The sequence below is a fragment of the Rhizomicrobium sp. genome (genome assembly GCF_056722145.1).
Window position 1 is genome coordinate 1 of record NZ_JBWZET010000119.1, and the last position, 7738, is coordinate 7738.

At 64.3% G+C, this 7738-nt stretch carries 7 protein-coding genes; 4 read left to right on the forward strand and 3 right to left on the reverse strand.

The window, feature by feature from the left end:
* The coding region (locus AC1P6P_RS06815; protein WP_481401682.1) for an agmatine deiminase family protein at positions 1-905 on the reverse strand (905 nt) is incomplete at its 3' end.
* Positions 906-1023: 118 nt separating this feature from the next.
* Here AC1P6P_RS06815 and AC1P6P_RS06820 point away from each other — a divergent pair.
* Together AC1P6P_RS06820 and AC1P6P_RS06825 are read left to right on the forward strand one after the other, a co-directional pair.
* Positions 1024-1491 carry a RidA family protein gene (locus AC1P6P_RS06820; protein WP_481401683.1) on the forward strand — a complete coding sequence of 156 codons (468 nt, stop codon included), beginning with the start codon at positions 1024-1026 and terminating at the stop codon, positions 1489-1491.
* Positions 1488-2654 (forward strand): GNAT family N-acetyltransferase, encoded by a 1167-nt coding sequence (locus AC1P6P_RS06825; protein WP_481401684.1) that lies wholly within the window; start codon positions 1488-1490, stop codon positions 2652-2654. Before AC1P6P_RS06820 ends, AC1P6P_RS06825 begins: the two co-directional genes overlap by 4 nt.
* On the opposite strand, the gene AC1P6P_RS06830 is transcribed toward AC1P6P_RS06825, so the two are convergent.
* Positions 2651-3316, reverse strand: a complete 666-nt coding sequence (locus tag AC1P6P_RS06830) for a DUF4328 domain-containing protein (RefSeq protein ID WP_481401685.1) — start codon at positions 3314-3316, stop codon at positions 2651-2653. The two genes, AC1P6P_RS06825 and AC1P6P_RS06830, sit on opposite strands and share 4 nt — an antisense overlap.
* Before the next feature lie 126 nt (positions 3317-3442).
* Between AC1P6P_RS06830 and AC1P6P_RS06835 the strand changes: the two genes are divergently transcribed.
* Together AC1P6P_RS06835 and AC1P6P_RS06840 are read left to right on the forward strand one after the other, a co-directional pair.
* On the forward strand, positions 3443-3859 hold the full coding sequence (locus AC1P6P_RS06835) for an HIT family protein (protein ID WP_481401686.1): 417 nt from the start codon (positions 3443-3445) through the stop codon (positions 3857-3859).
* 193 nt (positions 3860-4052) lie between these two features.
* Positions 4053-5696: a S41 family peptidase gene (locus AC1P6P_RS06840; RefSeq protein WP_481401687.1), complete on the forward strand. Its 1644-nt coding sequence runs from the start codon at positions 4053-4055 to the stop codon at positions 5694-5696.
* Between the two features lie 123 nt (positions 5697-5819).
* Here the strand turns inward: AC1P6P_RS06840 and clpA are convergent.
* Positions 5820-7738: ATP-dependent Clp protease ATP-binding subunit ClpA (gene clpA, locus AC1P6P_RS06845; RefSeq protein WP_481401688.1), on the reverse strand; the 1919-nt coding region annotated here is incomplete at its 5' end.

Genomic DNA, 7738 nt, shown 5'->3' on the forward strand with positions numbered 1-7738 from the left:
GGGTCGTCGAACGAGGGCATCACGATGCCGCCGTTGGCGAGATAAAAATTGACGTAACTTGTCTGCATGATCCGGCCGCGCCAATCGAAGCGCACGCGACGCGGCTGCGGCAGTTCGATCACTTCCAGCGCCCGGCCCCTGGCATCGCGCTCGCGCTGCAGGCGGCGGATCGCCTCTTTTACGGGTGCCGCATCGGGCAGCGACGGCGACGACGGCACGCCCACGACCACCCGCCCGGGCTGCACGAAACAGGCGATGTTATCGACATGCCCATCGGTTTCGTCATCGGAAAAACCGCTGCCCAGCCAGATGATCTTCTCGACGCCGGCATAACGCTTGAGCAGGAATTCCACTTCTTCCTTGCCGAGATGCGGATTGCGGTTGCGATTGAGCAAGCACTGTTCGGTGGTGATCAGCGTGCCCTCGCCGTCGCAATGGATCGCCCCGCCTTCGCAGACGAGCGGCGCTTCCAGAACTTCGAGGCCGCTATGCTCGGCAATGCGCGTCGCCAGTTCCGCGTCCGCGTCATAGGGATGATATTTGTCGCCCCAGGCATTGAACAGCCACTGCACCGCGGCGCGCCGTCCCTCCGGCCCGACCAGAAATGTCGGACCAGTGTCGCGGGCCCAGGAATCGTCGAGCGGCGCCTCGAACACTTGCACCTTGCCGGCGGTGGCGAGCTTGGCGGCAGGAATGTCTTCGTGACGGGCCGCGAGCACCACCGGCTCGAAGGTGGAAATCGCCCGCGCGATCCGCGCCGTCGCCTGCTTGGCGTTGAGCAAGGCGTCGTCGGAACCCCAGGTTTCGCGGCGGCACGGCCAGCACATCCAGGTACATGCATGCGGCGCCCAATCGGGGGGCATGCCCCCGAACAGGCTGGTCTCGGCATCGCACGTCCGGCTCATGCATCTTCTATAGCGCGCGCGCCCGCACGCGGAAACCCTTTGAAGAGGGCCCGGCAAACACGGTAGGTTCCTCTTTTGTGACGCCCTCGCGGGCGGGCAGCTCCAAACGAGGGATGGCATGACCGGCCGTATCGAGACCCGACTGAAAGACCTTGGCATTACGCTGCCGGCGCCGCCGGCTCCGGTGGCGAGCTATGTTCCCACCGTGAAAAGCGGCAACCTGGTGTTCGTGTCGGGCCAGATCCCCGCCGGGCCGGACGGGCTGCACTATGTCGGCATCGTCGGCCAGGATATCTCGGTCGAAGACGGCAAGGCGGCGGCGCGGCTATGCGCCATCAACCTCCTCGCCCAGACCAAGGCCGCCTGCGACGGCGATCTCGACCGCGTCACCCGCTGCGTGAAGCTCGCGGTGTTCGTCAACGCCGGGCCGGGCTTCGGCCAGCATCCCGAAGTCGCCAACGGCGCCTCGGACCTGATGGTGGAAGTGTTCGGCGATGCCGGCAAGCACGCCCGCGCCGCCGTCGGTGCCGGATCGCTGCCGCGCAATGTGGCGGTGGAAGTGGAAGCGGTGTTCGAGATCGCGTGAGCGAAGAAGGGTTCACTGCGCGTCTGACCGGGCGGGCCGCCGACATCGGCGCCGTCGCGTGGAATGCTTGTGCCAACCCGAGCGGCCGGCCCGATCCGCACCCGTTCACGCGCTATGAATTTTTTGCGGCGCTGGAAGAATCCAAATCGGCGGTGCCGCGCACCGGCTGGCGGCCGCTGCATCTGGCGGTGGAAGAGAACGGCAAGCTTGCGGGGCTGATGCCGCTTTACCTCAAGCGCCATTCGCAAGGCGAATACGTGTTCGATCAGGCCTGGGCCGATGCATTCGAGCGCGCCGGCGGGGCCTATTATCCCAAACTGCAGGCGTGCGTGCCGTTCACACCGGTGACCGGACGGCGGCTGCTGATCGCCGACGGGATCAACGAGGCGGCGATGCAGGCGGCGCTGCTGAGCGCGGGCGCAGCGGCGGTGAGCGAACTGAAATGCTCGTCGCTGCACGTCACGTTTGCCACCGAAGAGGAATGGCGTGCGGCGGAACGGCTGGGGTATCTCTTGCGCACCGACCGGCAATTCCATTGGGAGAACCGCGGCTATTCCAGCTTCGACCAGTTCCTCGGCGAGCTGTCGTCGTCCAAGCGCAAGAACCTGAAAAAGGAACGCGCGGCGGTGCACGCGGAGGGGATCGCATTCGACTGGCTGACCGGCGCGGACATCACCGAAGCGCATTGGGATGCGTTTTTCGACTTCTATATGGACACCGGCGGGCGCAAATGGGGGCACCCGTACCTGACGCGCGAATTCTTCAGCCGCATCGGTGCCAGCATGGCCGACCAGGTGCTCTTGGTAATGGCGCGGCGGGGCAAGCGCTACATTGCGGGCGCGCTCAACCTGTTCGGCGAAGGCGTGCTCTACGGGCGCAACTGGGGCTCGACCGAATACGTGCCGTTCCTGCATTTCGAGACCTGCTATTACCAGGCGATCGATTTCGCCATCGCCAAAGGACTGGCGAAAGTGGAAGCCGGGGCGCAAGGCGAGCACAAACTGCTGCGCGGCTACAATCCGGTGCCGACCTATTCGGCGCACTTCATTGCGCATGAAGGCTTGCGCAGCGCCGTCGCCAAATTCCTGAAAGGCGAGCGCGCCGCGGTGGCCGAGGAAATCGACTCTCTCGCGGCGGCCTCGCCGTTCAAGAAGGGGCCTTAAGCAAACGCCATATCGATGTTCAGTGTCCGGTACTGGGCTGCCGCGATCTGGCGAAGGAGGGCGAGCAGGATCAGTCCTTCGGGGATCGAGGCGGCATCACAGATCAGCGACAGCACCGTCGATGGCATCTGCGCCTCGGGTGTGCCCATGAGCGCGAACCGGCCTGACATGGTGCTGGCGACGTTCGAGATCAGGAACAACGTCCACCACACCGGCATGAGGCCGGGGCGATCCACGGAGAACTGCATGGGATCGTGGCTGGCGACCCAGATTTCCTTGGACGCCTGATACGGCTTCCACAGGCCGGCAATCGGGATGAAGAACCAGCCGACGCACCAACCCGGCGTGTATTCGAGCCCGCTAACGCCGCGGGCATGTAGATTGCGGTTGGCGCGGTAGATCGCGCGCAGCACCAGCACGGCGGCGAAAATGATGGCAATCGTGGTGATCAGACCGGTGATCCCCACGAATACATTGACCAAGGCCACGGGCAACTCGTCGGAATTTTCGAACGTAGTCCCTTGCCTAGCCAACGACACGCGCATGGCATAGTCGATCACGTCGGCAACGAGACTGACGACGTAACAGGCGGTCTGCATCCAGATCGCGATGCCCGTCAGGCGCACCAGCGGCGCGAGGTCGTGGTATTCCGGTGTTCGCATAGAAGGCCCCCCGGCCTCGATTATGGGTGGAGGCTAACACAGCAATGGCTGCGGGGCGAAATCGGGCTTGACCGGAACCGCCACGGCGGCCGAAATTGGCACCAGCCGTCCTCGGGAGAGTCTGCCGTGCCGTACGATCGCTCCAACATTTTTGCGAAAATCCTGCGCGGCGATATCCCGTGCGTGAAAATCTACGAGGACGACAAGACCCTCGCCTTCATGGACGTGATGCCCCAGGCCGACGGCCACACGCTGGTCGTGCCCAAGGAAGAGGCCGAGAACATTTTCGAACTGTCGCCCGACGGCGCCGCCGCCCTGATCCAGACGGCACAGAAAGTCGCCGCGGCGGTCAAGGCCGCGACCGGTGCGCCCGGCGTCATGCTGGTCCAGCTCAACGGTCGCGCTGCTGGCCAGAGCGTGTTCCACATCCACATGCACATCATCCCGCGCGAGGCCGGCATCGATCTCGCCTTTCACGCCCGCGATATGGTGCCCGCCGCAACGCTGGAAACACTCGCGGCGAAGATCAGGGCGGCGCTGTAGTGCGTCCTTCGCGACGCTCGCGCTCGCTCCTCAGGATGAGGGGAATTTTCGAGGCAGGAGAGCTAACCCCTTTTTGCGCCGACTAGTTTTCCAGCCATTCCGCGGCGGCAGCGTGGCATGCGCAGCCGGCATTTCTGCCTTACGGAGTCGCCTTCCTAGATAACCCGTCATCACCGGGTTACTTGGAGGACGAATGACGTACCGCGCTGCCGTGATGGCCACCTTGATGCTTTCGACGGCTTGCTGGGCCGAGCCGAATTTTGACCAGATGTCGACCGAGGCCAACCAGCTTTATCAGGCCAAGGCCTATCAACAAGCGGCGGCACTACTGGAACGCATGGCGGCCGATCCGGCGCTGACCGGCCACAGCGAGTGGCCCGACCGGCTCTATGATCTCGCGCGCGATTACGCCCTCGCCGGCCAACCCGACAAGGCGCTGACGGCGCTTGAGAACGCGGCCGCTCTCGGCGCCCTGGTCACGGCCGATGATGTCGCCAAAGAGGCCGATTTCGCCGCCATCGCCGCGACACCGCGATTCAAGGCGGTGATCGACACGCTCAACGCCCGCGCCCGGCTGTGGCAGGACAACCCCGCCCTCGCCACGCCCTACCAGCCGGTGTTGAGCGAGGAAGAAAAAGCGGCGGGCGTTTCCAAAATCTGGGCCGAGGCGCGCTTCAACTTCGCCTTTTTCGACCGCGTGCCCGGGCTCGACTGGGACGGCGCCTATATGGCCGCGCTGCAGGACGCCCGCGCCGCCAAAACCACCGAAGCGTATTACGCAGTGCTGATGCGGTTCGGCGTGCTGTTGATGGATGGCCACACCCGCGTCATCGCTCCGCCGGAATTGATGGACCGCTTCTACGGCATCACGCCGGTCGACACGCGATTGGTGGACGGCAAGATCATCGTCACCGCCGTGTCCGATCCGGCGCTTAAGGCCGCGGGCATCGTTCCAGGCGCGGAAGTGGTCGCCATCGACGGCAAGCCGGCGCTCGCCTACGCCAAGACGGTCGGCGAAACGGTGTTCGGCTTCACGCCGCAAGACCGCGTGACTTGGCAATACGGCTTCCAGCTTCTGCGCGGACCGGTAGGCCAGCCGGTTGCGCTCACCGTCAAGGATGCGCACGGCAAAACCCACATTGCCGCCCTGCCGCGCATCCACAACACCGGCGCGTTCGGCGTGCTGCCGCCGATGCCGATCCCGGCCGAGTTCAGGATGCTGCCGGGCAATGTCGCGTACCTGAAAATCAACTGGTTCGTCGACGACGCCGGCCTCAAGGTGCTGAAGGAGAATTTCGCCGCCGCGTCGGGCGCCAAGGGCCTCATCATCGACATCCGCGAAAATTCGGGCGGCAACGACGACTACGGCCACGCTTTGGCGGCCATCCTGGCCGACAAGCCGTTCCAGGGATCGACCTGGCGTACGCGCGAGTATCGCGCCGCCTATCGCTCGTGGCGGCGGCCCGAGGGCTGGATGCGCGCGCCGGCACCGACTTTCCAGCCCGACGCCACGCTGCATTACGCCAAGCCGGTGGTGGTGCTGGTCGGCCCGCGCACCTATTCCGCCGCCGAGGATTTCCTGATGGCGCTGAGCACCACCGGACGCGCCAAGCTGGTCGGCGAAACCACCGGCGGTTCGACCGGCAATCCGCTGTGGTTCAAGCTGCCGGGCGGCGGCTCGGCCTTCATCTGCACCAAGGACGACAACTTCGCCAACGGCCGCGCCCTGGAAGGCGTCGGCATCGCGCCGGACGTGACGGTGAAGCCGACCATCGCCGACATCAGGGCCGGTCGCGATCCGGTGCTGGAGAAGGCCACCGCAATGCTGGTGCACTGACGAAGACGAGCGAAGCAGGCAAAAAGGCGGCGTAAAGAAGCCCCCTTCGTCCGCTGCGCGGACACTTCCCCCCACGGTTGATGTGCGGGTGGCGAGAACTTGCCACCCGCGGGGGGCAGAAAACTACACGTTCTCTTCGCTTTTTTCCGGCGGCGGGAGTTGTTTCGGCTTGGCTTCCTCGGTGATGAATTCGAACACCAGCTTGTCGCTCTCGCGGTCGAGCAGGACGCGGACGGTGCCGCCGTTCTGCAGTTTGCCGAACAGGATTTCATCGGCCAGCGGCTTCTTGATGTTGTCCTGAATGACGCGCGCCAAGGGACGGGCGCCGAAGGCATCGTCGTAGCCCTTTTCGCCAAGCCAGCGGGTCGCTTCCGGCGTCAGATCGAAGGTCACGTCGCGATCGATCAACTGGGCTTCCAACTCGAGCACGAACTTCTCCACGACGCGGTCGATGGTCGAGCGGCCGAGCGCGGCGAAGCCGATGGTAGCATCGAGGCGGTTGCGGAATTCCGGCGTGAACAGCTTCTTGATCGCCTCTTCGTCCTCGCCTTCGCGCTTGCCGCGGCCGAAGCCGATCGACTCCTTGGCGGCATCGGAGGCGCCGGCGTTGGTGGTCATGATCAGCACCACGTTGCGGAAATCGATCTTCTTGCCGTTGTGATCGGTGAGCTTGCCGTGGTCCATCACCTGCAACAGGATGTTGAACAGATCCTGATGCGCCTTCTCGATTTCGTCGAGCAACAGCACGCAGTGCGGATGCTGGTCGACGCCATCAGTCAAGAGACCGCCCTGATCGAAGCCGACATAGCCCGGCGGCGCGCCGATCAGGCGGCTGACGGTGTGGCGCTCCATGTATTCCGACATGTCGAAACGCAACAGTTCGACGCCGAGAATGGAGGCGAGCTGCTTGGCGACTTCGGTCTTGCCGACGCCGGTCGGTCCCGAGAACAGGTAACAGCCGATCGGCTTGTCGGGGGCGCGAAGGCCGGCACGCGCCAGCTTGATCGCGGAGGAAAGCGCCGCAATCGCCTTGTCCTGGCCGAACACGACGCGCTTCAAATCATCCTCAAGGCTGCGCAGCGCTTCCGCATCGGTCTTGCTGACGGATTTGGGAGGAATGCGCGCCATCTTGGCGATGACCTCTTCGACCTCTTTGACGCCGATCTGCTTCTTGCGCTTGGATTCGGGCAGCAGCATCTGCGAGGCGCCGACCTCGTCGATCACGTCGATCGCCTTGTCGGGCAGCTTGCGGTCGTTGATGTATTTCGCCGCCAGTTCCACCGCCGCCTTGATCGCATCGGCGGTGTAGCGGACCTTGTGATACTCCTCGAAATAGGGCTTGAGACCCTTCAGGATTTTGATGGTGTCCGGAACCGTCGGCTCGGCGACATCGATCTTCTGGAAGCGGCGGACGAGTGCGCGATCCTTCTCGAAATACTGGCGGTATTCCTTGTAGGTGGTCGAGCCGATGCAGCGCAGCGATCCCGCCTGCAACGCCGGCTTCAAGAGATTGGACGCATCCATCGCGCCGCCCGAGGTGGCGCCGGCGCCGATCACGGTGTGGATCTCGTCGATGAACAGGATCGCGCCGGCCAAACCTTCCAGCTCCTTGACGACCGACTTCAGCCGCTCCTCGAAATCGCCGCGATAGCGGGTGCCGGCGATCAGCGCGCCCATATCGAGGGCATAGATCGTACACGGACGAAGGACTTCCGGCACCTCGCCCTTGACGATCTTGCGCGCCAAACCCTCGGCGATGGCGGTCTTGCCGACGCCGGGATCGCCGACATAAAGCGGATTGTTCTTCTGGCGGCGGCAGAGAATCTGGATGGTGCGCTCAACCTCGGGATCGCGGCCGATCAACGGATCGATGCGGCCCTGCTTGGCCTTTTCATTGAGGTTGACGCAGTAGTTCTCGATCGCCCCGCCGCCCTTTTGCGACGGCCGATCGCTCTCTTCCTCTTCGTCGGCGCCGCGCACGTTCTTCTGCTGGCTCATGCCGGGCCGCTTGGCGATGCCGTGGCTGATGTAGCTCACCGCAT